Here is a 24,168-nt window from a genome sequence, read left to right as displayed (position 1 = left end):
GTCCGGGGGCGGTGGGTTCGTGGTTCAGGGGGTGACGATGTGCAGGTGGGACAGGACCCAGGCGTCGAAGCGCTCGGGCTGTTCCTGGTTGGCCAGGTGACCGGCGTCCTTGACGATCACGTAGGCGGTCTTGTGCAGGGCACCGGCGACGGCCTGGGAGCCCTCGACGCCGGTGACCAGGTCCCGGTCGCCGCAGAGCACCAGGGCGGGAGCGGTGATCGCGGGCAGGTGGGGGCGCAGATCGGCCGAGGCCATCGACTCGGCCGCGTACGCGTAGCCGGGCAGGCGGACCGCGGCGGCCATGGTGTCGACGACCCGCCCGACGAGCTCGGGCGGCGCGTCGGGGGAGACGAGGCGGGGACCGCGCCGCTCGGCGAAGGCGCGGGGCCCGAGCCCGGCCAGCTCGGCGGCGCGCGCCCGCATGCCCGCGGCCTTCTCCGGGTCGGTGCCTGACCCCGGGTTCGAGGAGGCGACGATCAGCGAGTCGACCAGGTCCGGGTGGCGCAGGGCGAGCCGCTGGGCGATGACGCCGCCCCAGGAGACGCCGAGGACGTGCGCGGACGGCCCGTACGAGCGGATCACGTCGGCCGCCGCGTCCGCGAACCCGTCCAGGTCCAACGGGCCCGCCGGATCGGGGGACTTGCCGTACCCGGGTGCGTCCCAGGCCACCACCCGGACGTACGCGGACAGGTGCGTCAGCTGCGGGGCGAACGCGGCCGAGGAGGAGCCGATGCCGTGCAGGCACAGCAGCAGCGGCCCCCGGTCACCGGCCTCTTCGACGTGGACGGTGCTCACGGGATTCGCGCTCACGGGATTCGCGCTCACGGAATCCGCGCTCACGGAATCCGTGCGCACAGGATCCGTGCTCACCGGGCGGGCGCTCACAGGATCTGCCCCGTCCTGCCGGCCAGCGCGCCCAGCGAGCGCAGCACCGCGTAGGGCACGACCTGGCTGGTCGCGGGGTTCTCCGGATCCGGCAGGTGGGCGACCTCGAAGCGGTACGACCCGTGCGCCCCGGACGCCTCGACGAGATGCCGGGTGCGGTGCGCGCCGGGGTCGGCGACGACCCGGACCCGTACGGCGTCGGGGTCACCGACGGCGAGCGCCACCGACGCGGCGACGTTCGTCGAGCGGGGAAACTTCGCCGGGACCTCGCGCGCGGTCCCGCTCATCACCTCGACGGGTCCGGTCGCCGACCGCAGCCGGGCCAGCAACTCCTCGCCCATCCACGGCTGTTCCAGGGTGCCGGGCAGCTTCGTGGTGGTCAGCCGCACCTCGTCGAGGGGGCCGAGGAACCGCACGGCCTGCAGCAGGTCGAGACCGCCGACCGCGCCGCCCGTGAAGTACACCCGGCCGGGCCCGGCGGCCAGCAGCCGCTCGGCGAGCTCGTCGTCGGTGAGGGCGCCCGTCGAGGCCACGAGCAGATCCGGCCCCGCGGCCAGCACCCGTTCGCCCCACTCCCGTACGACACCCTGGCCCGCCGCCTCCACGATCAGGTCGCAGCGCTCCAGGGCCTCCTCGAAGGAGACCTGCGGGGCGGGCGCCGCGCCGCCGAGCGGGCGGTTGTCGACGACGCACGCCAGCTGGGCCCCCGGCACCTCGCCCCGGGCCAGGGCCGTGCCGACGACGCGTCCGATGGCACCCCAGCCGACGAGCCCCACTTTCCGCGTACCCGTCGTCCGGGTGGCGTTCGTCCGTGTGCCGTTCATGCGGTGGCTCCTTCCGGCGAACCGGCCATGTGACAGCGGATCTCCTTCGACGGCGGGCCCGCCGTGCCCCACAGGTCGGACAGTTCGGGGACCCGGCGCCACACCCGGGCGATCCAGCGGTCCTCGACGATCTGCGCGACCTCGGACGTGTACTCGCACACGAGCCCGGTCGGATCGGTGAAGTAGGAGAAGGTGTTGTTGCCGGGCCCGTGCCGCCCGGGACCCCACTGCGGGACGATCCCGTGGTGGCGTAGCCGCCCGAGACCCCGCATGAAGTGGTCGACCGAACTCATCTCGTACGCAACATGGTTGAGGGAAACCCACTCCGCCTGGTTGAAGGCCACGCAGTGGTGGTCGGCGTTGCAGCGCAGGAACGCCATCTGGTGCTCGGACCAGTCGGAGACCCGCAGGCCCAGCACGTCGCGGTAGAAGGCGACGGAGGCGTCGATGTCGGTGGTGTTGAGGACGGCGTGGGTGACGCCCACGGGCACCGAACCGTCCCGGCCGCGCGGCGCCACGGCCCAGGTGTCGGCGGAGAGTTCGACGGTGCGGCCCTCGTGGTCGGCGAAGCGCAGGCCGTAGCCGCCGCCCACCTGGTCGAGCGGTCCGGGCCCGCACAGCGGGGTGATGCCGCGTGCCGTCAGGCGCCGGGCGGCCTCGTCGACCTCCGCGGGCGTGCCGACGGCGAACGTCAGGCGGCCGAGGCCGGTCCGCTCGGAGCGGGTGAGCTGGAGGGCGTGGTGCTCCTCGCCGGTGCCGCGCAGCCAGCTCGCGCTGTGCTCGGCCTCGACGACCTCCAGGCCCCAGGCGTCCTCGTAGAAGTCGGTGGCCTCGGCGAAGGAGGGCGTGAGCAGCTCGACGGAGCGCAGGGCGCGCAGCCGGGCGATCGGGGGATGGGACATCGGTACTCCGGGGGTCGGTGCTCCGGGCGTCGGGTCGGTCGGCGCAGGGCCGGGGCGGGTCACCTGGCCCAGGGCAGCGGGGCCTCGGCGGTGCCCCAGTACAGGGACTTCTGGCGCTGGTAGGAGCGGATGCCGTCGCGGCCCTTCTCCCGGCCGAGGCCGCTGTCCTTCGTGCCGCCGAAGGGCGTGGCGATGCTGAACTGCTTGTACGTGTTGATCCAGACGGTCCCCGCGTCGACGCGGCGCGCGATCCGCCAGGCGGCCCGGTGGTCGCGGGTCCAGATGCCGCAGGCCAGGCCGTACACGGAGGAGTTGGCCTGCGCCACGAGGTCGTCCTCGTCGTCGAAGGGCAGCGCGACGAGGACCGGGCCGAAGATCTCCTCCTGGCAGGTCCGCGAGGAGTTCGGCAGGCCGTCCAGGACGGTCGGCAGGTAGTACGCGCCGTCCGCGTACGCCGGGCCCTCGGGCGCCGCGCCGCCGCACAGCACCCGGGCGCCCTCCTCCCGCGCGAGGTCGACGTACCCGGCCACCGCGTCCCGGTGCCGGTGGTGGACGAGCGGCGCCACCTGTGTGTCGGGGTCCGTGCCGGGGCCCACCCGCAACGCGCGGACGCGCTCGACCAGTTCGCCGACGAACTCCGCGTACAGCTCGCGCGCCACGAAGAGCCGTGACCCGGCGACGCAGGACTGCCCGCTGGAGGAGAACACCCCGAACATCACCCCAGCCAGGGCCTGTTCGACGTCGGCGTCGGCGAGGACGACCGTCGGCGACTTGCCGCCCAGCTCCAGCGAGAGGGGCATGAGCTTCTCGGCGGCGGCGTGCGCGATGCTCCGCCCGGTCGCGGTACCCCCGGTGAAGGTGACCTTGCCGACGCGCGGATCCCGCACGATCGCGTCGCCCACGGTGCTGCCGCGCCCGGGAAGGACCGACAACAGGGCGGCGGGGAGATCGAGTTCGGCGAGCGCGCGGCTGATCAGGCGGCCCAGCGCGAGGGAGACCAGCGGGGTCCACTCGGCGGGCTTGAGGAGGACCGCGTTGCCGCCGGCGAGCGCGGGGGCGAGCTTCTGCGCATCGCTGGCGACGGGCGAGTTCCAGGGGTTGACCGCGCCGACGACGCCGATCGGCTCGTACACGCTCATCGTGACGTAGGCGCCGCGCGAGGGAGTGATGCTCTCCTCTGCGGTCTCCAGGGCGGCCGCCGTGTAGCGGAACGTGGCGGCGGCGCTGGCGACCAGCGCGCGAGTCTCGGTGAGCGCCTTGCCCGTGTCGGCGGTCTGCAGCGCGGCCAGGTGCTCGGCGTCCGCTTCGATCAACTCGGCGACGCGGTGCAGGAGTCGGGCGCGGTGGTGCGGCAGCAGATCCCGCCAGCGGGGGTCGGCGGCGGCGCGGGCCGCACCCTGCGCCGCCTCGGCGACCTCCTCCACGGTGACGGCGTGCACGGTGGCGAGCGTGCGGCCCGTGGCCGGGTCGGCGGTCCGGGTGGCGGCGCCCGCACCGCGCCGCCACTCGCCCGCGATGAGCGCTTCGTCTGCGGGTGTTCGGGGCATGAGGGGACCCTTCTCGCGGGGCGGGGGAGTCGACCGGGACGTGCGGCGAGCGGCGGCACTCCGTCGTTTGGGTAAGCGCTAGAAATCTAAGGGCTTAAATATTCTGGGCGCAAGACCCAGTCCGAGGTTCTTTCCGTGTTCAGGCCCTTGACGGCCTCCGGTCCACGGGCGGTACAACTTAAGCGCTTAAAAACTTTGCGCTAACTCGTTCCCGGCGCCGGGTCCCAGGCCGCGCTCCAGCTCCCCCTCATCGCCGCGGAGTACCTGCATGACGCTCAACGCTTCGGACACACCGCCCGATCACGCCCGGAGGGCCTCGCGTGCCCTCATCGCCGCCCGTTTCGAACGGCTCCCCCTCTGCCGCTGGCACGTCACCGTCCGGCTCATCGTGGGTGCCGTCACCTTCTTCGAGGCCTTCGACCAGCTCCTCATCGCCTACGCGCTGCCCGAGCTCCGCCACGAATGGCACCTCGGCACCTCCGAGGCGACGCTGCTGCTCACCGTCGGCTCGATCGGCATGCTGGTCGGCGCCCTGCTCTCCGGGCGCCTCGCCGACCGCGTCGGCCGGGTCAAGGTCATCGCGCTGTGCGTCGCCGTCTCCAGCGTCGCCAACCTCGCCCTCGCCGCGTCCCCCACGCCCGGCCTCTTCATGGGCCTGCGCTTCGTCCAGGGCCTGGCGATCGGCGGCGAGGTCCCGGTGGCCGCCACCTTCATCGCCGAGATCACCCGCAGCCACCGGCGCGGCCGCTTCGTGCTCCTCTACGAACTCGTCTTCCCCGCCGGGCTCACCGTGGGCGCGCTCGTCGCCGCCTGGGTGGTGCCGGTCCTCGGCTGGCGCTGGATGTACGCCCTCGCCGCGCTGCCGGGGCTCCTCTGCATCGTCGTGCGGCGCAAGGTGCCCGAGTCCCCGCGCTGGCTGGTGGACCGCGGCAGGACCCAGGAGGCCGCCGAGGTGATGACCGGCATCGAGGCGGAGGTCGAACGGATCACGGGGGAGCCGCTGCCGCCGGTGCCGAAGCCGCCCGCCGATCCCGGCCCCGCATCCCCCGACACTCCAGCCCCCGCATCCCCCGAGACCCCAGCCCCGGACATCCCGGCCGCCGACACCGCCGCCACCGGCCTGCGCGGCCTGTTCACCGGCCGCTACCGCCGCCGCACCCTGGTCATCGGCGTCCTCTGGTTCGCCGGCTACTTCGTCAACTACGGCATCACGTCCTGGCTGCCGACGATCTACCAGAACCGCTACGACCTGTCCCTCTCCGACGCGCTCCTCTACTCCACCGTCACGTCCTGCGCGGGCCTGCTCGGCTGTCTCGTCGCCGCACTCACGGTCGACCGGGCCGGGCGCAGGCGCGTCATCACCGGCTGTCTGGGCGGGGCCGCGGCGATGCTGCTCGTCCTCGCCTTCCTCGGGGCCCGCACACCGCTGGAGGTACTGGCCTGGACGTCACTGGCCGCGGTCTTCTTCTTCGGCTCCAACATCTGTCTGTACCTGTACACGCCGGAGCTGTTCCCGACCCGCATGCGGGCCCTCGGCAGCAGCGTGGGCGGGGCCATGAACCGGCTCGGCGTGATCCTCGGCCCGATCGTGGTCGGCGCGGTCTACGCCGGCGGCAGTGTGGCGGGCGTCTTCGTGGTGCTGGGCGCGGTGGCCGCGGCGGGCGCCGTCGTCGCGGGACTCGGCGCGGAGGAGACGGCGGGGCGGCGCCTGGAGGAGGTCTCCCCCTGACACCGCCCCCGGTCAGCCGAAGCGCTCGATCCGGATCCTGTCCACCGGCTGGCCGCCGCCCACCAGCAGCCGCGAGGCGTGCTCCGCGAACCCGTTGGACCCGCAGATGTACGCCTCCCAGCCGCCCTCGGGCTGCCCCGCCCCCAGGAAGGGCGCGAGCCGGGCGGCGTCGAGCCGGCCTTCGGAGCGGGTCAGGACGACGGTCGTCTCGTCGGCGTACTCGTTCGCGTAGATCAGGTCCTCGCGCGTGCGCGCCGAGACGATCAGCCGCAGCGGCACGTCGAGGCCCGCGAGGCGGTGGTGCCGGATCATCGACATGAGCGGCACCACGCCGGAGCCTGCCCCCAGCAGCAGCGCGGGACGGTCGCCCGGCCACGCGAAGAAGCCGGAGAGCGGCCCGCGCACCTCGACCGTGTCGCCGACGCGCGCGACGGTGTGCAGGTGTCCCGACACCTCGCCGCCCGGCACGTGGTCCAGGGTCAGCTCGATCTCGCCGCTGCCGTCGGGCGCGGAGGCCAGGGAGTAGTGCCGCTGGGCGACGTAACCGTCCTCGGCGGTCAGCCGCAGCATCAGGTGCTGGCCCGGCAGGTGCCCCTGCCAGTCGGGCACCTTCAGCCGGAACGTCGAGGCGGCCGGGGTCTCGCGGCGGACGTCCACGACGGTCGCGCGCTGCCACACGGCGGCGGAGCGGTTGCTCACCGCGATGCGGCCGGGCACCGCGAACGCGGTCGGCGGCACGAACCCCGCGGGTTCGGCGGACGGGGCGGGGAAGATGTCAGTCACCGGCGTAGCGCTCCTCGGCCCACGGGTCGCCCCGGTGGTGGTAGCCGTTCTGCTCCCAGAAGCCGGGCTCGTCGCGGTCGGTCAGGCGCAGCCCGGCGACCCACTTGGCGCTCTTCCAGAAGTACAGGTGGGGGACGATCAGCCGGGCCGGGCCGCCGTGCTCGGCGGGCAGCGGCCGGTCGCCGTACTCCCACACGATCCACGCCTTGCCGCCGCTCACGTCGGCCAGCGGGAGGTTCGAGGTGTAGCCGGTGTGCGCGTACGCGACGACGTGCGTCGCCGCGGGGAGCGGCCCCGCCGCGGCCAGGAACGTGTCCAGGCTCACCCCGCCGAAGCGCACCCCGAACTTGGACCAGCTCGTCACGCAGTGGATGTCGCCCCGGTACTCGGCGGCGGGCAGCGCGTGTGCCTCGTCCCAGGTCCAGGTCCGCGGGGACGCGACGAGGCCGTCGACGCGGAACGTCCAGTCGGCGGCGGCCAGCTCGGGGGTCACCTCGGCGGACAGGACGGGCCAGCCGTCGCCCGCGTCGTACTGCCCGGGCGGCAGCCGCGGATCGCGGTCGGCGGCGCGGGCGCGGCCGGTGAAGCCGCGGGTGGGTTCGAAGTCCGTGCTCTGGGTCATCAGGTGCTCTGGATCGTGTCGGGGCTCTCGGTCATGCCGTGCTCGTCTCCTGGTGGGCGCCCGCCGCGGCGGTCAGGTCCCGCAGGGCGGCCCGCTCGTCGAGGGTGAGCAGGGTGCGGTCGCGCATCAGGACGCGGCCGTCCACCACGGTGTCCCGGACGTCGGCGGCGGTCGCCGCGTAGGCCAGGGTCGACCACGGGTCGTGCCGGGGCGCGAGGTGCGGGCGGTCCAGGTCGAGGACGATCAGGTCCGCCTGCTTGCCCGCCTCCAGCGAACCGAGCCGGTCACCGAGGCCGAGCGCACGCGCCGATTCGATGGTAGCCATCCGTACGGCCTGCTCGGCGCCGACCGCCGTGGGGTCGCCGCCCGCCTTGTGCACCAGCGCCGCGATCTTGACCGCGCCGAGCAGGTCCAGCGTGTTGGAGCTCACGGCGCCGTCCGTGCCGAGGCCCACCGTGACGCCCGCGTCGAGGAGGTCGGGGACGCGGGCGATGCCGCAGCCGAGCTTCAGGTTCGACACCGGGCAGTGCGCGACGGCCGTGCCCGTGCGGGCCAGCGTCGCGATCTCCGCGTCGGTGAGGTCCACGGCGTGCGCGAGGAGCGTGTCGGGGCCGAGGACGCCGAGCGAGTCGAGCAGCTCCACCGGCCGCATGCCGTGCTGCTCGGTGACCGTCGCGACCTCGCCCGCGTTCTCCGCGGCGTGGATGTGCAGCAGCGCGCCGTGCTCGCGGGCGAGCGCGGTGATCGCCGTCAGCTGCTCGGGGCCCAGGGTGTACGCGGAGTGCGCGAAGAGGACCGGGCGGGTGCCCGGCGCCGGCACCCGGGACGTCAGGTCGTCCGCCGCCCAGCCGAGCCGCTCGCCGTAGGGGCGGCCGTCCGGCGGCTCCGGCACGTCCATGAACGTCGGGCCCGTCAGCAGCCGCCACCCGGCCTCGCGCGCCGCCTCCCGGGCCGCCTCGTGGAACCAGTACATGTCGAGCGCGGTGGTGACCCCGCCGCGCACGGACTCGGCGATGGCGCCCCGGATCCCCGCCGCGACGGTCTCGGGTGAGAGCAGCTCCGCCTCGCTCGGGATCACACGGGCCAGGAAGCCCTGCAGAGTGACGTCGTCGGCGATGCCGCGCAGCAGCGTCATCGCGAGATGGGTGTGGGTGTTGACGAGGCCCGGCAGCACGAGGCAGCCGCGCGCGTCGATCTCCTCGGCCGCCTCGTACGCGGCACGCAGCCGGTCGGCGGGCCCGACCTCGACGACACGGCCCGCGCGGACGGCGACCGCGCCGTCCCGCACGACGGTGCCCGCCGCGTCGACGGTCAGCACGTCGCCGCCGTGCACCAGCAGGTCTATGGAGCCGCCGCGTTCCTGGGCCGGCAGGTCAGTGGGGTGCATCGGTTCCGTTCTCCCTGGTCGCCACGGTTCTTACTGAGCGCTGCCCTCGTCCGGCGCTCGTGCTCAGCGCTCGGCGCCGGCCAGCAGACGCAAGGCGTCCAAGGCTATCCGGGCGCCCCGGTCGACCCCTTCGGCGACCACGTCGCGGTGCGGGTCGTAGCCGCCGGTGGCCTCCGCGTCGACCAGGTCGTCGGCGTTCGCGCCGTCCACGACCAGCGCGCCGCCCGCCGTCAGGCCGTGCGTGGCGGCGAAGACGAGCAGCGCCGAGAGCTCCATCTCGATCGCGGCGATCCCGGCGGCCGCGTACGCCTCACCGGGCAGCGGCAGGAAACCCGGCTGGAACGCGGCCCGCGTCCACACCACACCGCGGTGGTACGGGGCGCCGGCGGCCCGCGCCGCGCGCTGCAGGGCGAACACGGCCTCCGGGGTCGAGAACGCCGGGTACTCGGCGGGGATCAGCTGCTGGGTCACGCCGTCGTCGCGCACCGCCGCGTCCGCGACGACCAGGTCGCCGTCGCGGATGCCGGGACGGATCGCGCCCGCCGTGCCGAGCCGCAGGAAGGTGGTGACGCCCGCCTCGGCGAGCTCCTGGAACAGGAGGATCGCGCCGGGGGCGCCCACGCCGTGCGAGGCGACGACGACCGGCGTGCCCTGCCAGGTGCCGGTGAAGGTGCGGTACTCGCGGTGGTACGACACCTCCTTCGCGTCGGTCAGGAGGTCGGCGACGGCGGCCGCCCGGCCCGGGTCGCCGACGACGACCGCCTGCGGGGGCAGGCCGGTGCGGGGGACACGGGTGATGGGCAGCGCGTCGGTGTGCGACGTCATGAAGAGGCTCCTGCCAGGGGAGTGGACGAAGGCGGTGAAGGAGACGGTGACGCGGGCGTGGCCGAGGGCTTGCGGCGGCGCCCGCGTCGCGCCGTGGAGAGGAAGAGGGCGACCAGGGTCACCACGTAGGGGGCGGCGTCGGTCGCCTGCTGCGGCAGGCCGTTGCCCTGCAGCCGGAACCCGACCGCCTCCGCGACGCCGAACAGCAGCCCGGCGAGCAGCACCCCGAGGGGCAGCGCCCGGCCCAGCATCACGGCGACCACGGCGATCCAGCCGCGCCCCGCCGTCATGTTCTCCGAGAACAGCGTGACGTTGCCGAGGGCGAGCTGGGCGCCCGCGAGACCGCAGAGCAGCCCGCCGGTGAGGACGGCGGCGTACTGGTACTTCGCCGGGCTCACCCCGAGCGTCGCGGCGGCGTCCGGCGCCTCGCCGACCCCGCGCAGCCTGAGCCCCCACGGGTGGCGGGCGAGGAACACGGCGGCGACGGCGACGGCCGCCCACGAGAGATAGACGAGCGGGGAGTGCCCGGACAGCACGGGCCCCACGAAGGGCACCGCGTCGAGTCCCGGCAGGTCGACACCGCCGAGACCCGCGAGATCCGGGTCCGAGAAGGTGCCCTGCACGCCGAAGACGGTACGCAGCAGGAACCCGGTCAGACCGACCGCGAGGAGGTTGAGCGCGACGCCGAGGACGACGGCGTCTCCCCGCAGGCTGATGGTTCCCACGGCGAGGATCATCGCGTACGCGGCGGAGGACAGGGCCGCGAACAGGACACCGAGCCAGGCGCTCCCGGTGAACCAGCTGCCCGCGACCGCGCTGAAGCAGCCGATGAGCATCATGCCTTCGAGGCCGATGTTGAACACGCCCGCACGCTCGCACACCGCGCCGCCGAGCGCGGCGAGCAGGATCGGGGTGAGGGCCAGGAGCGCCGAGTGGAACAGCGCGGAGTCGAGCGGCATCAGAGGTCCCCCTCGGTGCGGACGGACTTCTCGGCGTGCACGGACTTCTCGGCGGACGGCGGGCCGGGCCTCACGGGCGGCGCGTCCGGTACGGCCTTCTTGGCGCGACGCCACACGAGTTGCAGGCGCGCGGCCAGGAAGACGATGACGACGGCCTGGAGGACCTGCGTCAGTTCGCGCGGCACCTCCGTGGAGCGCTCCATGGCGAGCCCGCCGACGTCGAGCGCGGCGAAGAACAGCGCGGCGACCGCGGTGCCCACGGGCGCGGCGGCGGCCAGGAGCGCGGCCGTCAGACCGGTCCAGGTGTGCCCGGCGGCGGTCAGCGAACCGTCGATGAAGCGGTAGGGGAAGCTGAGCACGCCGATCGCGCCGACGAGCCCGGCGACCGCTCCCGACAGCGCCATCAGCCGCAGCGTCAGACGGGGCCCGTCGACCCCCGCGTACGCCGCGAAGCGCGGGTTGAGCCCCGTCATGCGGATCTCGTAGCCGGTGGCGGTGCGGGCGTCAGCGAAGACGAAGGCGCCCGCGGCGAGCACGACGAGCACCAGACCCACGGTGACCGTCGACGCCCCGAAGGCGGGCAGCTCCACGCCCGCCGGGAGCCGCCGGGTCTGCGGCAGGCTCGAGCCCTCCTCCTTCAGCGGGAAACGCGCCAGGTAGGAGGCGAAGGACATCGCCGGGTAGCTCAGCAGCAGGCTGCTCACCAGCAGGGGCACGCCGAACCGGTTCTGGCACACCGCGGCGAGCGCGGCGTACCCGGCGCCCGCCAGCATCCCGGCGAGCAGCGCGGCGACCACGGCGAGCGGCGCGGGCAGCGGGACGTACAGGCCGGTGGCCGCGGCGGCGATCCCGCCGAGCACCAACTGCCCGTCGCCGCCCAGGTTCAGGAGGCCCGCCCGCATCGGGACGGCCAGCGCGACGGCGAGCCCCAGGATGCTGGTCCCGGTGGTCAGCGTGGAGCCGATCCCGTCGGGCCCGAGCGCGCCGCTGACGACGGAGCCGTACGCGCCGAGGGGATCGGCGCCGGTCCCGACCAGGAAGAGCGCTCCTACGAGCACGGCGGCGACGACGGAGTGCAGCGCGGGCGACCTCAGGACCCGGCCGAGGGGCGAGCGCCCTGCGGACAGACTCTGAACGGCCATGTCAGGAGGCCTCCTTGGCGGTCGGATGCGGAACGGGAGCGTCGGCGCCCGGGCCCGGGGTGGGGGACGCGGCGGTCCGTGCCGGGTGCGCGCCCGCCATCGCGAGCCCCAGGCTCCGCTCGTCCGCCTCCTCGCGGGTGAACTCGGCCGCGACCCCGCCCTCGTACATCACGAGGACCCGGTCCGACAGGCCGCGGATCTCGCTGAGTTCGGCGGAGACCAGGAGGATCGCGTGGCCCGCGTCGCGGTGGGTGATCAGGTGGTCGTGGATCGTCTGGACGGCACCGATGTCCACGCCGCGGGTGGGCTGCTCGACGATCAACAGGGGTGCTTCGTGGGCGAGTTCGCGTCCGATGACGAGCTTTTGCAGGTTGCCGCCGGAGAGCGAGCCCGCCGTGTGTCCCGTCGACGGCGTCTTGATGCCGAAGCGTTCCACCAGGACGCGCGCGTGCTCGCGCACCCGGCCGGGGCGCAGCAGGCCGTGCCCGCGGTGGTGGCCCATGGCGAGGTTTTCGGCGACCGTCGCGGCCGGCGCCGTGCCGACCGCGACCCGGTCCTCGGGGACGTAGGCGAGGCCCGCCGCGCGGCGCCCCGCGGCCGACGCGTCCGTGACGTCCTGCCCGGCGAGCGTGACGCGGCCCGCCTTGGCGGGGCGCAACCCCGCGATGGCCTCGGCGAGTTCGGACTGGCCGTTGCCCGCGACGCCCGCGACGCCGACGATCTCCCCGGCGCGGACGGTCAGCGACACCTCGCGCACCCCGTCCGCCGACAGGCGGTCGACGGTCAGGACGGCGCCGCCCGGCGAGCCCGCCGGATGCACCCGGTCCAGCTCCACCGCGCGCCCCGTCATGGCCGCCGCGATGCCGTCGGCGCTGGTGTCGGCGGTCCGCATGCGGGCCGCGACGCGCCCGTCGCGCAGCACGGTCACGGCGTCGCTGCCCTCCATGACCTCGCGCAGCTTGTGCGTGACCAGCAGCACGGTGCGGCCCTCGTCCGCCAGCGAGCGGAGCACACCGAAGAGCGCGTCCGCCTCCGCGGGCGTCAGCACGGCGGTCGGCTCGTCGAGGATGAGCGTGCGGGCGCCCCGGTGGAGGAGCTTGAGGATCTCCACGCGCTGGCGCACCCCCACCGGCAGGTCGCCGACCTTGGCCGTCGGGTCGACGGCGAGCCCGTGCTCCCGGGCCAGCGCGGCCACCTGCCGCACCGCTTCCGCCCGGTCCGTGAGACCGAACCTGCGCGGTTCGGCGGCGTACACGACGTTCTCGGCGACCGTGAAGGAGGGGAACAGCTTGAAGCTCTGGTGCACCATGCCGAGCCCCGCGGCGATGGCCTCGCTCGGGCTCGCGAAGGACACCTCACGGCCGTCGAGCAGGATCCGCCCCGCGTCCGGCCGCTGCAGCCCGTACAGGACGGACATCAGCGTCGACTTGCCCGCGCCGTTCTCGCCCATCAGGGCGTGGATCTCGCCGCGCCGGACGCTCAGGTCCACCCGGTCGTTGGCGAGGGTGCCGGGGAACTCCTTGGTGATGCCCCGCAGTTCGACGGCGAAGGGGGCTCCGGCGTCCTCAGGCGGCGGGGTCATCGACGGTCAGCTTTCCGGCGGCGATGTCGTCGCGCAGCTTCTCGACGCGCCGCAGCACGTCCTTGTGGGCGGGCTTCGCGATCAGGCACTTGGAGTCGGCGAGCCCCGGCTCCAGGCCGGTCAGCGACATGCCGCCCTCCTTGAGGCCGTACGACACGGTGGTGCCGCCCTTGCCGCCGAGGATCTGCCCGATGCCCTTCTCCACGGCGACGTCCGTCTTCTTCAGGACGTTGTCGACGACGTCGCCGGGGCTGGTCAGGCACTGGTTGGCGTCCACGCCGTACGCCTGGAACCCCTTGCCGCGCCCGGCCTTCGCCGCCTGGAAGACACCCGTGTTGCCGGCGGCCGCCGCGGCCATCACCTGGTCGGCGCCGCCCGAGGCGAGCGTCGCCGCCTGGTCCTTGGCGCGCGCCGCGTCGTTGAACGGCGACTGCCCGCCCACGAACAGCGTCCGGCCCTTGACACCCGGACGCACCTTCTCGGCACCCGCCGCGAAGGGCTCGCTGTACCGCCGGAACTGCGGGGTGTCGAGCACGTCGACGGCTCCCACCTTCTTGCTCCTGGTGAGCAGCCCGGCCTCCGCGCCCGCGAGGAAGACCGCCTCGTGCTCGCGGAAGACGGCACAGGTGACGTTCTTGTACGTCTTCTTCGTGCACGCGTCGACCAGCAGGAACTGTTGGTCGGGGTGGGCCTCGGCCTGCTGCGCCACGATGTCCGCGAACTCGAAGCCGACCAGCGCCACGACGTCGGGCGCGGAGTCCACGGCCGAGGCCACGTTCTGCTGGCGCGAGTCGGTGTCGTTGCTCTGGAACACCTTCTGCGACCCGTCGTGCGCCTTGGCCGCCGCCTTCACCCCGGAGACGGCGAGCTTGAGGAACTCGTTCTGGGCGACGGGGTCGGGGGTGACGAGGGTGAACGCCTTGCCACTCCCTCCACCGTCCTTGCCCGCATCCCCGTTCTTGGCGGCGGCGTTGCAGCCGGTGGCCAGGAGAACGGCGCCGACGGCCGCGGCGGTGAGTCTCAGGGGCGTACGCGTACGCAGGGACATGGCAATCGCCTTCGTGGAGGTGCCCGGGGCGGCCCGGGCGGTCAGCAGGAGAGTCGTACGTGCGCGATACGTGCGCGAACGGTGTCGCTCAGCGGGAACAGCGGCGACAACGGCACATTCGGCGGCCGCAGCACACGGCGGGGCAGCACATCGCGTCGGCTTTCGCGGCCATGGCTGTCCTCCTCGCACCGTGGATCGGATCGATCTGTACTGGGTGGCGGCGAGGGTAACACCGGCTTTCGGACAGCCGCACGAACGTCTCGAAATATGGTTCGAGCACGTCAGGTACGGTGACGTCACCCCTCCTCCCATGGCCAAAATCGCCCCATTTCACCCGGAGTTGAGCTCATGAACAGCCAGGAACTGCGCGCCGTGACGTGGACGGCTTCCGCGGAGGGCGGCACCCCGGCCCTCTCCCTCATCGACCAGACGGCGCTCCCGCACACCCTGGAACGCCTGGCCGTCACCACGGTCGACGGCCTGGTCGACGCGATCGTCCGCCTCGTCGTCCGAGGCGCCCCCGCGATCGGCGCGGCCGGCGCCTACGGTGTCGCCCTCGCCATGGCCCAGGCGGGCCGCGAGGGCTGGGACGGCGCCCGCCTGGCCGCCGAGATCGACCGCATCCGTGCGGCGAGGCCCACCGCGGTGAACCTGATGGTGTGCGTGGACCGGGTGCGCCCCCGCGTCGACAAGGGCCTGGACGCGGTCCTCGCCGAGGCGGACGCGATCGTCCAGGAGGACCTGGCGGCCAACCACGCGATGGGCGCGTACGGAGCCGACTGGCTCCTGGAGCGGGTGGCCCCCGGCTCGGACCGCCCGCTGCGGATCCTCACCCACTGCAACACCGGCGCCCTCGCCACCGCGGGCTGGGGGACGGCGCTCGGCGTCATCCGCGAACTGCACGCCAGGGGACGGCTCGAGACGGTGTACGCCGACGAGACGCGGCCGCTGCTCCAGGGCGCCCGCCTGACGGCCTGGGAACTCGCCCAGGAGGGCATACCGCACTACGTCCAGGCGGACGGGGCGGCGGCGGGCACGATCCTGCGGGGCGAGGTCGACGCGGCGATCGTCGGCGCGGACCGTATCGCGGCCAACGGCGACACGGCCAACAAGGTCGGCACGGTCGGCGTCGCACTGGCCTGCGCGCACGCGGGCATCCCCTTCATGGTGGCGGCCCCCACGACGACGGTGGACCTCGCCACCCCCTCCGGCGACGCGATCCACATCGAACTCCGCGGCGAGGAGGAGATCCTGGAGTGGGCGGGCATCCGCACGACCCCCGCGACCTCCCGAGGCCACAACCCGGCCTTCGACGTCACCCCCGGCACCCTGGTGACGGCACTGGTCACGGAGAGGGGCGTACGCGAGGTGGCGGCGGGAGAGCTCCCGGAGGCATCGGCCTGACTCCCGGCAGCCTTCAGCCCGTCCGGTGTTTGCGGACGGACTCGGCAGAGCCGGTGACGTGCTGAGCCCCGCCCGGCGGAGCCGGAAGGTCCGGGAAGGGGCGGGGCTGGGGAAAGAACCGCCGGAGGCGGAACCTCAGCCCCGAGCCACCGCCAGCTCGAGAAGCCACTCCACGACCTCCGCACGATGACGCGCCTCGCGAGAATCCGCCCCCCACACATAGATCCCGTGCCCGGCGACCACCACCGCCGGCATCCCCGGCGAGAGCGCCGCCTCCAGACGGTCCCCGAGCTCGGCCATGTCCTGGCTGTTGGCGATCACCGGCAGCGTCAACGCCACCTCGTGCGTCGGATGCCCGAGCCCCTTCAGCATCTCCAAATTCTCGAAGGGGATCCCGCCGGGGGAGCGCTGCCCCATGACGACCGACGCCACCGTGTGGACGTGCACCACCGCGCCCGCCCCGGTGAGCCGCACCACGCGCGCGTGCAGCGCCGCCTCGGCCGAGGGCCGCCCGGGCCCGGCCGCCGCGCCTTCGCCGTCCGTCAGCACCACGTCGGACGGTGTCAGTTCACCCTTGTCGCGCCCGCTCGCCGTCACGGCGAGCCGGAGCGGTTCCCGGGACAGGACGAGGGAGAGGTTCCCGGACGTGCCCCGCATCCAGCCGAACGAGGCGAACCGCGCGGCCTCCGCGGCCAGCACGGCCCCCGCCTCCTCCAGGTCCAGGGCTGCGGCGGCGGTGGTCTCGGTCATGAACTGCTCCTGGCTGCGAGGGTGATGTCGGAGAAGGCCGGGACGCGGGGGTGGTCGCCGAACTCGGCGTCCGCGTACGGCTCGCCTGCCCGGCGCACGCCGACCGCGCGCCAGCCCGCGGCCCGCGCCGCGTCGAGCTCGCCGGGCCGGTCGGAGAGGAAGAGGAGACGCCCGGGGGCGGCCCCCGTGGACCTGGCGATCGTCCGGTAGGAGTCGGCGTCCTGCTTGGGCCCCGCGTTCTCCGTGTCGTACAACCCGCTGACGAGGCCCAGCAGATCGCCCTCGGCGGAGTGTGCGAACCACGCCCGCTGCGCGGCCACCGACCCCGACGAGTAGACGTACAGCCGCACCCCGTCCGCGTGCCAGCTCCGCAGGACCGGGATGACGTCCGGGTAGAAGTGCGAGACGAGCGCGCCGCTCGCGAACCCGTCCGCCCAGATGACGCCCTGGAGCGTCTTGAGCGGGGTCGCCTTGCGGTCGGCGTCCACCCACTCGCCCAGGACCTGCTCCACCCGCCCGGCATCCGCGTCCGGCTCGCCGATCTCGGCCCGTACCTGTGCGACGGCCCGCGCCACCTCGGGTTCCCCGCCCCGCGAGGCGAGCAGCTCGCCGAACCGCTCGCGCGCGTACGGGTACAGCACGTCCACCACGAAGCCCGTGGCGGACGTGGTGCCCTCGATGTCGAGCACCACGGCGTCCACGTCGAACCCGGCGGGCCCACCGGTGGGCGCACCGGTGGGCGAAGAGGAAGGGCCCGGACTCACGCGGCGTACCCCGCGTGGATCGTGTCGAAGTCGGGGAAGCGGTCCGCGATCGGGCTGCCGGTGAAGGTGCCGATCCAGCCGTCCTCCTCGTGGAAGAAGCGGATCGCGGTGAAGGCCGGGGACGTCCCCATGTCGAACCAGTGCGTGGTGCCGCGCGGCACACCCAGCAGGTCGCCCTTCTCGCAGTACACGGCGTGCACCTCGCCGGCCACGTGGAGGTAGAAGATCCCGGCGCCCGCGACGAAGAAGCGCACCTCGTCATCGTCGTCGTGGGTGTGCTCCGCGAGGAACTTCTGCCGGGCCGCCTTCGCCTTGTCGGGCCACGCCGGGTCGTCGCTGGGGTGCAGGGCCACCACGTCGACGGTCTGGAAGCCCTCTTCGGAGTTGAGCAGGTCGATCTCCGTGCGGTACGCGGCGAAGACCGTGTCGCTGTCGGCGTCGGCCGGCACGTCCTCGCGCACGGGCCACTGCTCGTAGCGCACACCGATCGGCGCGAGCGCGGCGGCGATCTCGACCGGGTCCGACGTGCGGCGCACGACGGTCTCGGGGCCGGTCTCCGGCCAGGTCGTCAGGAGGGTCATGGATCACTCCAGGGCAGGTCAGGGGTGTTCTTCGGATCGTAGTCCGCGGCGTGGACGCGTCACAGGGTGTCCCACAGCGTGGACGGCGCCGCCCGCCGCACCACCGGCGCGATCTCCTCGGCGAACCGCTGCAGCGTCTCGATCTGCTCCGCGCGCGGGAGCCCGAACCCGTCCACGGTGACCGACTGCAGATCGTGTCCGTACACCTCGTGGTAGCCGAGGATCTTGTCGATGATCTGCTGCGGGGAGCCGATGAGCTGGGGCCCGTCCGCGATGGCGTCCTCGATGGTGCGGAACGGCGTGTTGTAGCCCGCCTTCCCCTCCAGATGAGGGCGGAAGTTCTGCGCGGTCTTCGCCTCGTACAGCTCCTTGTAGCGGGAGACGGCCTGCTCGGCGGTGTCCGCGATGAGCAGCCCGCCGGAGCCCGCCGCCACGTGTGCGTCGGCCGGGTCGTGGCCGTACGCCTCGAACCGCTCGCGGTAGTGGCCGATGAGCGAGGCGTACGCGGAGCGCGGCTGGACGGCGTTGGCGGTGAAGAGCGGATCGCCGTGCTTGGCGGCCAGTTCGGGGGAGTTGAGCGAGGTCGCCGAGCCGTGCCACACGCGCGGGGTTCCCGCGTACGGGCGCGGCACCGTCGTCACGTTCTTCAGCGGGGGCCTGAACTCGCCCTGCCAGTCGACGTTCTCCTCGTCCCACAGGCGGCGCAGCAGCTCGTACTTCTCGCGCTGCAGGTCCCACTGGCGCGCCTCGTCGAGCCCGAAGAGGTCGAAGTGGCCGGCCTCCGCGCCCTTGCCGACGACGAGTTCGACGCGGCCGCGCGAGAGCTGGTCCAGGGTCGCGTAGTCCTCGGCGACCCGCACGGGGTCGAGGATCGCGACGACGGTCACGCCGGTCAGCAGCCGGATGCGGGAGGTGCGGGCGGCCAGGGCGCCGAGCACGACCGTCGGGCTGGACGACAGGAACGCGCCCGCGTGCCGCTCGCCCACGGCGTACGCGTCGTACCCGAGCCGTTCGGCGGCGACGCCGACCTCGATGACCTCCTCGAACCGGTCGGCGGGGGAGGGAAGTTCACCGGTCAGCGGGTGCGGGGAGTGGGAGATGAGGGAGAGCACCTGAAACTTCATGATTCAACACTGCGCGCCGAACATTGCGGCGCTGTGGCAGCGGCATGGCATGAGTAAGGGGCGACCGCCAATGGCGGTCGCCCCTTACCGAGTGCCGGTGCTGTGCGAACCGGTCCGCTACGAAGAAGGCCGTCAGGCCTTCTTGCCCAGCAGGTCCTCGACCTTGCCGCGCACGTCGTCCGTGGCCAGGCCGCGGATCGTCAGCGTCGTACGGCGGCGCAGCACGTCGTCCGCCGTCTCGGCCCACTCGTTGTCACGGGCGTAGACGACCTGGGCCCAGATCTCCGGGGCGTCCGGGTGGACGCGCTCGGCCAGCTCCGGGTTCTCGTTCGCGAGGCGGGCGATGTCGAAGGAGAGCGAGCCGTAGTGCGTCGCCAGGTGCTGGGCGGTGTCGGCCGCCATGCGCGGGCCGGGGGCCGGGCCGTCCACCAGGAGGCGGTGGGCGACGGCGCGCGGGTTGGCGATGCCGGGCAGCGGGAGCTTCTTCGGCAGCGAGGAGATCGGCTCGTAGTCGTCGCCGAGCGGGTGGCCCGGCAGCGCCTCCAGCTTCTTCATGATGGTCCGGCCGATGTGGCGGAACGTCGTCCACTTGCCGCCGGCCACCGACAGCATGCCGCCGGTGCCCTCGGAGACGACCGTCTCGCGCTTGGCCTTCGAGGTGTCGCCGGGGCCGCCGGGCAGCACCCGCAGACCCGCGAAGGAGTACGTGATCAGGTCGCGCGACAGCTGCTGGTCGCGGATGGAGAACGCGGCCTCGTCCAGGATCTGGGCGGTGTCCTGCTCGGTGACGCGCACGTCCGCGGGGTCGCCCTCGAACTCCTCGTCCGTGGTGCCCAGCAGCAGCATGTCCTCCCAGGGGAGGGCGAAGGTGATGCGGTACTTGTCGATCGGGGTCGCCAGCGCGGCCTTCCAGGGCGCGGTGCGCTTGAGGACCAGGTGCGCGCCCTTGGAGAGGCGGATGGAGGGCGCCGCGTCCGGGTTCTCCATCTTGCGCAGGTGGTCGACCCAGGGGCCGGTCGCGTTCAGGACCAGACGGGCGTTGACGCCGAACTCGTCGCCGGTCATGCGGTCCTTGAGCTCCGCACCGGTGACCCGGCCCTTGGTGAAGCGCAGTCCGGTGACCTCGGAGTGGTTGAGGACGGCGGCGCCGGCCTCGACGGCCGCGCGGACCGTCATCAGGGCCATGCGGGAGTCGTTCATCTGGTCGTCGCCGTAGACCGCGACGGCCTTCAGGTTGTCCGTGCGCAGCTCCGGCACGTCCTGCGCGGCCTTGGCCGGGGAGAGCAGGTGGCCGACGCCGTCGCCGAACGCGGAGAGCGCGCTGTACGCGAAGACGCCCGCGCCGAGCTTGGCGGCGCCGTGCGGCCCGCCCTTGTAGACCGGCAGGTAGAAGGTGAGCGGGTTCGCCAGGTGGGGGGCCACCTGACGGGACACCGCACGACGCTCGAAGTGGTTCTCCGCGACCAGCTTCACCGCGCCGGTCTGCAGGTAGCGCAGACCGCCGTGGAGGAGCTTGGAGGACGCGGAGGAGGTGGCGCCGGCGAAGTCACCGGCGTCCACCAGGGCCACCCGCAGTCCCGACTGCGCGGCATGCCAGGCAGTGGAGATGCCCAGGATTCCGCCGCCGATCACCAGGAGGTCGTACGTCGCCTTGGAAAGCTGCTCCCGGGTTTCGGCTCGGCTCGGGTTGGAACCGGCAGCCGGATGCGTCCCGAGGGCAGGGACGCTCTGCAGGGTGGTCATCGTTCTTACTCCTCGCCACTCTCGTCGAGCCAACCCATGGACCGCTCGACGGCCTTGAGCCAGCTCTTGTACTCACGGTCGCGGGTGCCCGCGTCCATGTGGGGGGTCCACTCCGCGGCCCTGCGCCAGTTGGCGCGCAGCTCGTCGGTCGAGGACCAGAAGCCGACGGCGAGACCGGCGGCGTAGGCGGCACCGAGGCAGGTCGTCTCGGCCACCATCGGGCGCACCACGGGTGCGTCGAGGAAGTTCGAGAGGGTCTGCATCAGCAGGTTGTTGGAGGTCATGCCGCCGTCGACCTTGAGGGCCGCGAGCTCGACGCCGGAGTCCTTCGTCATGGCGTCGGTGATCTCACGGGTCTGCCAGGCCGTGGCCTCCAGGACGGCGCGCGCGATGTGCGCCTTGGTGACGTACCGGGTCAGACCGGCGATCACACCGCGGGCGTCGGAGCGCCAGTACGGGGCGAACAGGCCGGAGAAGGCCGGTACGAAGTAGGCGCCGCCGTTGTCCTCGACCGAGGACGCGAGCGTCTCGATCTCGGCGGCGGAGTTGATCAGGCCCATCTGGTCGCGCATCCACTGCACCAGCGAACCGGTGACGGCGATGGACCCCTCGAGGGCGTAGACCGGCTTCTGGTCGCCGATCTGGTAGCCGACCGTGGTCAGCAGGCCCGAGTACGAGTTGATGGCCTTGTCACCGGTGTTCATCAGCATGAAGGTGCCGGTGCCGTACGTGGACTTGGCCTCGCCCTCGTCGAAACAGGTCTGGCCGAACAGGGCCGCCTGCTGGTCGCCGAGCGCCGAGGCGACGGGGATGCCGCCGAGCAGGTCGCCGAGCTCGCCGCCGGTGACCTCGCCGTAGACCTCGGCGGAGGAGCGGATCTCGGGGAGCATCTCCATGGGGATGCCGATGGAGTGGCAGATGCGCTCGTCCCACTCCATCTCGTGCAGGTTCATCAGGAGGGTGCGCGAGGCGTTGGTGACGTCGGTGACGTGCTTGCCGCCGTTGACACCGCCCGTCAGGTTCCAGATGACCCAGGAGTCCATGGTGCCGAAGAGGATGTCGCCGGAGTGGGCGCGCTCCTCGAGGCCCTCGACGTTGTCGAGCAGCCAGCGGGCCTTGGGACCGGCGAAGTAGGAGGCCAGCGGCAGGCCGGTCTCGCGGCGGAAGCGGTCCTGCCCGACGTTGCGGCCGAGCTCCTTGCAGAGCGCGTCGGTACGGGTGTCCTGCCAGACGATGGCGTTGTGGACCGGCTCGCCGGTGTTCTTGTCCCACAGCAGCGTGGTCTCACGCTGGTTGGTGATGCCGATCGCCTTGATGTCGTCACGGGTGATGCCGGCCTTGGCGACGGCTCCGGCGACGACCTCCTGGACGTTGGTCCAGATCTCGGCGGCGTCGTGCTCGACCCAGCCCGGCTTCGGGAAGATCTGCTCGTGCTCCTTCTGGTCGACGGAGACGATCCGGCCGTCCTTGTCGAAGACGATGCAGCGGCTCGAGGTGGTGCCCTGGTCGATGGCCGCGATGAAGGGGCCTGCGGTGTGTGCGTCGGTCACGGTGTGCTCCAGAAGTTCTGTGCTGGCGGTCTCAGGCGTCTGAGGCGTTCATCGGTCGCTGTCGCGGGTCTACTTGAACGCGACGTTGTAGAGACCGCCGGCGATGGCGCCGCCGATCAGTGGGCCGACGATCGGCACCCAGGCGTACGACCAGTCCGAGCTGCCCTTGTTCGGCAGCGGGAGCACGGAGTGGATGATGCGCGGGCCGAGGTCGCGGACCGGGTTGATCGCGTATCCCGTGGGACCACCGAGCGAGAGGCCGATGCTGACCACGACGAGCGCGGTGATCAGGGCGCCGAGGGTGCCCAGGCCGTTGCCGCCGTCGTTGAGGCCCTGCGTCAGGATGGCGAGGACCAGGACGACCGTGGCGATGATCTCCGTGAGCACGTTCTGGACGTAGTTACGGATTTCGGGGCCGGTCGAGAAGACGCCGAGCACCGGTCCCGCCGACGGGGCGGCCTTCTGGTCGACCATGCCCTCCGACTGCGGCTGCGCCGCCAGGACCTCGGGGTCGGTCAGGTGGGCCTTGAACTGGCCCATGTAGGCGACCCACACCAGGAAGGCGCCGATCATCGCGCCGAGCAGCTGCGAGCCCAGGTAGAGCGGAACGTCGCTCCACTTGGTGCCGCCCTCGATGGCGAGGCCGAGCGTGACCGCCGGGTTCAGGTGGGCGCCAGAGACGCCCCCCGCGAGGTAGGCGCCGGTCAGGACGGCGAAGCCCCACCCGAAGGTGATCGCGAGCCAGCCGGCGTCCTTGGCCTTTGAGCGCTTGAGCGTGACGGCGGCGCACACGCCACCGCCCAGCAGGATGAGCACGGCGGTACCGATGGTCTCGCCGATGAAGATGTCGGAGCTGGACACCCGCGACTCCTTTGTCCTTCGTCCAGGGGAAGGCGAACCCCGGGTCCCTCCGGTGGTCCGCGACCTCAGGTGAGGTCGTTGCCGGCCCTTGGCCTTGTCACACTCTAGCGCGTAATGCCGGTAGGTGTTCGACAATGCCGACCGATGGACGCGAGTCTCACCCCGGGGTTACTCACTCGTCAAGAGTTCTGTTATTGAAAACACGATCGTTATTGATCGTTCTGCCCTATCGGTCTCCGGCCGCCGATCCCGCGGTCCGAGGGCGTGCACAGATCGTCGCGCGGATAGGGGGCACCTGCACGTCGGCGCGGCGGAGCGGGGTGTCACGGGCGCCGCCCCGCGGGCGGCGCGGGGCGGGTCAGAAGCGCCCGGCGCCCAGGTCCCGGGAGACGGCGCGCGCGCAGTCCCGCACGGCGGCGATCAGCTCGGGCCGCAGTTCCCCGTCCCGGCAGACGCGCTCCACGGCGCCGGTGACGCCGACCGCGCCGACCGGCATGCGGCGCCGGTCGTGGATGGGGGCGGCGACGGAGGCGATGCCCTCCCAGGTCTCCTCGACGTCCGCCGCGTACCCGCGCGCGCGGGTGATGTCGAGTACGCCCTCGAAGTCCTCGGGGTCGATCACGGTGTGCACGGTGAAGGTCTTGCGCTCGGCCTCGACGGCCTCGTTGTGCGCGACCGGGTCGTAGGCGGAGAGGACCTTGCCGAGCGCCGTGGAGTGCAGCGGCTGCATGGCCCCCACCTCCAGGACCTGGCGGCTGTCGTCGGGCCGGAAGACGTGGTGGACGATCAGCACGCCCTGCTGGTGCAGGACGCCGAGGTGGACGCTCTCGCCGCTGGACCGGGCCAGGTCGTCGGTCCACACCAGGGCGCGGGCGCGCAGCTCGTGCACGTCCAGATAGCTGTTGCCGAGGCGCAGCAGTTCGGCGCCCAGCTGGTAGCGGCCCGACGCGGAGTCCTGCTCGACGAAGCCCTCCGCCTGGAGGGTGCGCAGGATGCCGTGGGCCGTGCCCTTGGCGAGGTCGAGGGCGGAGGCGATCTCCGAGAGACCGAGCCGTCGCTCGCCGCCCGCGAGCAGCCGCAGCATCGCCGCGGCCCTTTCGAGCGACTGGATGTTGCGTGCCATCGCAGCCCCGACCTCCGTCCCCTCGCACCTGAT

Annotated in this window: 22 protein-coding genes; 2 read left to right on the top strand and 20 right to left on the bottom strand. The window is 72.9% G+C overall.

Features of this window, described 5'->3' with window-relative positions:
• Positions 1-24: 24 nt before the first annotated feature.
• The 4 genes from ACZ592_RS22235 to ACZ592_RS22220 all read right to left on the bottom strand — a co-directional run bounded on the left by ACZ592_RS22235 (position 25) and on the right by ACZ592_RS22220 (position 4,158).
• Entirely contained in the window at positions 25-795 is a 771-nt protein-coding gene (locus ACZ592_RS22235; RefSeq protein ID WP_471583314.1) for an alpha/beta fold hydrolase, read from the bottom strand.
• An 86-nt stretch (positions 796-881) separates the two neighbouring features.
• The gene (locus ACZ592_RS22230) at positions 882-1,709 is read right to left on the bottom strand and encodes an aspartate dehydrogenase domain-containing protein (protein ID WP_471583313.1); all 828 of its coding nucleotides are present in this window, start codon (positions 1,707-1,709) and stop codon (positions 882-884) included.
• Entirely contained in the window at positions 1,706-2,611 is a 906-nt protein-coding gene (locus ACZ592_RS22225) for a VOC family protein (RefSeq protein ID WP_471583312.1), read from the bottom strand. The genes ACZ592_RS22230 and ACZ592_RS22225 overlap by 4 nt, the downstream gene beginning before the upstream one ends.
• Before the next feature lie 59 nt (positions 2,612-2,670).
• Positions 2,671-4,158 (bottom strand): aldehyde dehydrogenase, encoded by a 1,488-nt coding sequence (locus tag ACZ592_RS22220; RefSeq protein ID WP_471583311.1) that lies wholly within the window; start codon positions 4,156-4,158, stop codon positions 2,671-2,673.
• Between the two features lie 268 nt (positions 4,159-4,426).
• Here ACZ592_RS22220 and ACZ592_RS22215 point away from each other — a divergent pair, with 268 nt between their 5' ends.
• A complete protein-coding gene (locus tag ACZ592_RS22215) occupies positions 4,427-5,887 on the top strand; it encodes an MFS transporter (protein WP_471583310.1) in 1,461 nt (486 codons plus the stop codon).
• Between the two features lie 12 nt (positions 5,888-5,899).
• On the opposite strand, the gene ACZ592_RS22210 is transcribed toward ACZ592_RS22215, so the two are convergent.
• The 8 genes from ACZ592_RS22210 to ACZ592_RS22175 form a co-directional block, all read right to left on the bottom strand.
• On the bottom strand, positions 5,900-6,670 hold the full coding sequence (locus ACZ592_RS22210; protein WP_471583309.1) for a ferredoxin reductase: 771 nt from the start codon (positions 6,668-6,670) through the stop codon (positions 5,900-5,902).
• The gene (locus ACZ592_RS22205) at positions 6,663-7,292 is read right to left on the bottom strand and encodes a sulfite oxidase-like oxidoreductase (RefSeq protein ID WP_471583308.1); all 630 of its coding nucleotides are present in this window, start codon (positions 7,290-7,292) and stop codon (positions 6,663-6,665) included. The genes ACZ592_RS22210 and ACZ592_RS22205 overlap by 8 nt, the downstream gene beginning before the upstream one ends.
• 31 nt (positions 7,293-7,323) lie before the next feature.
• Positions 7,324-8,679 (bottom strand): amidohydrolase, encoded by a 1,356-nt coding sequence (locus ACZ592_RS22200; protein WP_471583307.1) that lies wholly within the window; start codon positions 8,677-8,679, stop codon positions 7,324-7,326.
• Between the two features lie 63 nt (positions 8,680-8,742).
• The gene (locus tag ACZ592_RS22195) at positions 8,743-9,504 is read right to left on the bottom strand and encodes a nucleoside phosphorylase (protein WP_471583306.1); all 762 of its coding nucleotides are present in this window, start codon (positions 9,502-9,504) and stop codon (positions 8,743-8,745) included.
• Positions 9,501-10,463 (bottom strand): ABC transporter permease, encoded by a 963-nt coding sequence (locus tag ACZ592_RS22190; protein WP_471583305.1) that lies wholly within the window; start codon positions 10,461-10,463, stop codon positions 9,501-9,503. Before ACZ592_RS22190 ends, ACZ592_RS22195 begins: the two co-directional genes overlap by 4 nt.
• Positions 10,463-11,605 (bottom strand): ABC transporter permease, encoded by a 1,143-nt coding sequence (locus ACZ592_RS22185; RefSeq protein ID WP_471583304.1) that lies wholly within the window; start codon positions 11,603-11,605, stop codon positions 10,463-10,465. Before ACZ592_RS22185 ends, ACZ592_RS22190 begins: the two co-directional genes overlap by 1 nt.
• Before the next feature lies 1 nt (position 11,606).
• Positions 11,607-13,187 carry an ABC transporter ATP-binding protein gene (locus ACZ592_RS22180; RefSeq protein ID WP_471583303.1) on the bottom strand — a complete coding sequence of 527 codons (1,581 nt, stop codon included), beginning with the start codon at positions 13,185-13,187 and terminating at the stop codon, positions 11,607-11,609.
• A complete protein-coding gene (locus tag ACZ592_RS22175) occupies positions 13,171-14,235 on the bottom strand; it encodes a BMP family ABC transporter substrate-binding protein (protein WP_471583302.1) in 1,065 nt (354 codons plus the stop codon). Before ACZ592_RS22175 ends, ACZ592_RS22180 begins: the two co-directional genes overlap by 17 nt.
• 348 nt (positions 14,236-14,583) lie before the next feature.
• Between ACZ592_RS22175 and mtnA the strand changes: the two genes are divergently transcribed.
• A complete protein-coding gene (gene mtnA / locus ACZ592_RS22170; RefSeq protein WP_471583301.1) occupies positions 14,584-15,639 on the top strand; it encodes an S-methyl-5-thioribose-1-phosphate isomerase in 1,056 nt (351 codons plus the stop codon).
• A gap of 135 nt (positions 15,640-15,774) precedes the next feature.
• On the opposite strand, the gene mtnB is transcribed toward mtnA, so the two are convergent.
• The 8 genes from mtnB to ACZ592_RS22130 form a co-directional block, all read right to left on the bottom strand.
• Positions 15,775-16,389, bottom strand: coding sequence for a methylthioribulose 1-phosphate dehydratase (gene mtnB, locus ACZ592_RS22165; protein ID WP_471583300.1), 615 nt, complete (start codon positions 16,387-16,389; stop codon positions 15,775-15,777).
• Complete coding sequence (mtnC, locus tag ACZ592_RS22160) at positions 16,386-17,153, bottom strand: acireductone synthase (protein ID WP_471583299.1); 768 nt, start codon at positions 17,151-17,153, stop codon at positions 16,386-16,388. Before mtnC ends, mtnB begins: the two co-directional genes overlap by 4 nt.
• Positions 17,150-17,734 (bottom strand): 1,2-dihydroxy-3-keto-5-methylthiopentene dioxygenase, encoded by a 585-nt coding sequence (locus ACZ592_RS22155; protein WP_471583298.1) that lies wholly within the window; start codon positions 17,732-17,734, stop codon positions 17,150-17,152. The genes mtnC and ACZ592_RS22155 overlap by 4 nt, the downstream gene beginning before the upstream one ends.
• 59 nt (positions 17,735-17,793) lie before the next feature.
• Positions 17,794-18,858 (bottom strand): LLM class flavin-dependent oxidoreductase, encoded by a 1,065-nt coding sequence (locus ACZ592_RS22150; protein ID WP_471583297.1) that lies wholly within the window; start codon positions 18,856-18,858, stop codon positions 17,794-17,796.
• A gap of 132 nt (positions 18,859-18,990) precedes the next feature.
• Positions 18,991-20,601 carry a glycerol-3-phosphate dehydrogenase/oxidase gene (locus ACZ592_RS22145; RefSeq protein ID WP_471583296.1) on the bottom strand — a complete coding sequence of 537 codons (1,611 nt, stop codon included), beginning with the start codon at positions 20,599-20,601 and terminating at the stop codon, positions 18,991-18,993.
• A gap of 5 nt (positions 20,602-20,606) precedes the next feature.
• Positions 20,607-22,151 (bottom strand): glycerol kinase GlpK, encoded by a 1,545-nt coding sequence (gene glpK / locus ACZ592_RS22140; RefSeq protein WP_471583295.1) that lies wholly within the window; start codon positions 22,149-22,151, stop codon positions 20,607-20,609.
• A gap of 69 nt (positions 22,152-22,220) precedes the next feature.
• Complete coding sequence (locus tag ACZ592_RS22135) at positions 22,221-23,012, bottom strand: MIP/aquaporin family protein (protein ID WP_471583294.1); 792 nt, start codon at positions 23,010-23,012, stop codon at positions 22,221-22,223.
• 358 nt (positions 23,013-23,370) lie between these two features.
• On the bottom strand, positions 23,371-24,135 hold the full coding sequence (locus ACZ592_RS22130; protein ID WP_471583293.1) for an IclR family transcriptional regulator: 765 nt from the start codon (positions 24,133-24,135) through the stop codon (positions 23,371-23,373).
• Between the last annotated feature and the right edge of the window lie 33 nt (positions 24,136-24,168).

It is taken from the genome of Streptomyces sp. NPDC040622, from assembly GCF_055593965.1.
This window is presented reverse-complemented; position numbering and strand designations above follow the sequence as displayed.